This is a genomic window from Mycobacterium sp. TH-M82, assembly GCF_057473605.1.
Window position 1 is genome coordinate 1 of record NZ_JBYCKY010000165.1, and the last position, 2,475, is coordinate 2,475.

The window sequence follows — 2,475 nt, forward strand, 5'->3', positions numbered from 1 at the left end:
GCCGGCCGGCGGCGACGTCATCGCTGTTCTCCCGGCCGGTGAGCTGAAACTTGGCCTGCGCGTAGACGAGTCCGAGCACGTCGCGGTAGGTGAAGTACTTGCGGGCGGCCAGCCCGCGGCCGAAATGGACCAGCGACGAGCCCTGCACCAGGGTGTTGTCCACGTCGAAGAATGCGGCGGCGGTCAAGTCGACCGGCGGCTGCGCAGGGGTGTCGACGCAACGCAGGTCTTCGACCGCGCAGTCGGCGTCGGCATTCGGGGCCGGCGATCCCGAGTCGGCGTGCGCGGTGCAGTCCGCACCGCCAGGGTCGGAGGAAGCCATCATCGACCTCCTTTTGTGCTATGCCCGCCGCGCTGTGCTATGCCCGCCGCGCTGTGCTATGCCCGCCGCGCTGTGCGCCGTCGGGCCGGCCGAGCCGGTTTGGGGACTGGTATCAACCTTATCGGGCGGCGGGGTGGGAGTGCGCCGACGCTGCTGGCGCTAGCATGCGCGCATGCCAACGTTGACCACCGCGTCACGGGTGCTGGCGTTCGGGGGACCCTGAGCGTGGGTGACCTGCGCATCACAGACCTGGTCATCGAGTACGCTCTCGGCGGCGGTGGCACGATCCGCCCCATCAACGGTCTCAACCTGCGGATCGCGGCCGGGTCGCTGGTGGTCGTGTTAGGTCCCAGCGGGTGCGGGAAGACCACGTTGCTGTCGTGTTTGGGCGGCATTCTCAGCCCGAGCAGCGGCCAGGTCCAGTTCGGTGCCGTCGAGGTCACCGCCTTGGATCGCGGCGGGCTGACCGCCTACCGGCGCCGCACCGTGGGCATCGTCTTTCAGGCGTTCAACCTGGTGGCCAGCCTGACCGCGCTGGAGAACGTGATGGTGCCGATGTGGGCGGCCGGGTGGTCGCACTGGTCAGCGCAGGAACGCGCCCGCGAGTTGCTGGCCGGCGTCGGACTGCATGACCGGATGACGCACCGGCCCGGTCACCTCAGCGGCGGCCAGCAGCAGCGGGTGGCGGTGGCCCGCGCGCTCGCCTTGGACCCGCCGCTGATCCTGGCCGACGAACCCACCGCGCAGCTGGATTTTGTCCGGGCCGCAGAGGTGCTGCGGCTGTTGCGGGGAATGGCGTCCGGTGACCGTGTCGTCGTGGTGGCCACGCACGATACCCGGATCCTGCCACTCGCCGACCTGGTGGTACAGCTTGCGCCGCCGCTCACGCCCATCTACCAGGAGCACGAACCCGTCCGGGTCACGCGCGGCTCGGTGCTGCTCGAACAGGGCAGCATCGAGGACTTGATCTACGTCGTCGCCGACGGTGAACTGGAAATCGTGCCGGAGTCCGCGGGCCCGGGCCAGGGACTGCTCAAGATCGGCACGCCCGGCGACTACGTCGGCGAGCTCGGGCCGATGATCCGGATCCCCCGCTCGGCCACGGTACGCGCCCGCAGCGACGCAACCGTCGTCAGCTACACCGTGGAGGCGTTCCGCGCGCAATTCGGCCTTCCGCCGGACACCGCCTCATCAAACGCCACCGGACCGTCATAAAGCAGGTCCTCGATCAGGCTGAGTATCACCCTGAATCGCTGTCGGCCCTGACCGACGCGGTGTTTGTGTGGTGTCGGCGTGGTGTTATCGGCCCGGTCCGACATCCTCGTCATCGAGATTTGTGCCCGCGGCGAGGATACGCCTGCGGGCAACCGGCCTGCCATCGATCCGTTTTGTCACCTCCGGCAGGTTCGGTGGTGCGCCGACCCGTCCCTGCACCGGCGCGCCGTTTTTCACCGACGGCGCAACCACTCGCTTGGTGTCGGTCTTGGCATCACCCGATCCGCCGGCACCGCCCGGGGCGCCGGGCGGCATCATCGGGTACCCGCCCATGCCGCCGCGCGCCGCGACCGACGGCTCGGGGGTAGCCGCTGCGGAAGGCGGGCCGGGCGACGACGCCGGGAAGGTCGCGGCCGAGGGGGTCGCCGGCGGCCCGAGGTAGCCGGCGGGAGCGGTGCCGGCGAGGCCACCGCCGACGCCGGCAGCTGCACCCCCGGCGCCGAGCAGTGCCCCGCCGGTGCCGAGGGTATCGCCCAGAGCCTCGGCGGGGACCTCGCCGGCGAGCTCGGCACCTTGACCGGCGTTGCCCAACCCACCCGCAAGCTGCTGGCCCGCCTGCAGACCCTGCTGGAGAGCCTGGTTGAGCGACTGAAAGAAACCGCCGAAAACACCGCCGAGTCCCTGCCCCACACCGGATAGCGATTGCGGAACCTGCTGGGCCATCCCCATCATCTGCTGCAACGCCTGAGCCGACTCCTCCTCATTGGCGGGGAATTTGGCCAGCGCCTCACCGGTCTGCAGTTCGCGCTCGGCATATCCATCCTCTGCAGCAGCCATGTCGGCGGGGTCGCCGATATTGCCGGCCATGCCCAAAGCGGCGAGCAGTTGACTAATGACCGACTGTCCCGAGGCGATCTGGTCGGGTGTCAGCGGCGGCG

At 69.8% G+C, this 2,475-nt stretch carries 2 protein-coding genes and 1 pseudogene; 1 reads left to right on the forward strand and 2 read right to left on the reverse strand.

What is annotated here, in order from left to right:
- Window positions 1-322: pseudogene (locus tag AC2VON_RS04890) on the reverse strand (HAD-IB family hydrolase); the annotation flags it as partial.
- 225 nt (window positions 323-547) lie between these two features.
- Here AC2VON_RS04890 and AC2VON_RS04895 point away from each other — a divergent pair.
- The gene (locus AC2VON_RS04895) at window positions 548-1,537 is read left to right on the forward strand and encodes an ABC transporter ATP-binding protein (protein ID WP_486951936.1); all 990 of its coding nucleotides are present in this window, start codon (window positions 548-550) and stop codon (window positions 1,535-1,537) included.
- A gap of 84 nt (window positions 1,538-1,621) precedes the next feature.
- Here the strand turns inward: AC2VON_RS04895 and AC2VON_RS04900 are convergent.
- Window positions 1,622-2,475 (reverse strand): hypothetical protein (locus AC2VON_RS04900; protein WP_486951937.1); only part of this gene is annotated, 854 nt, incomplete at its 5' end.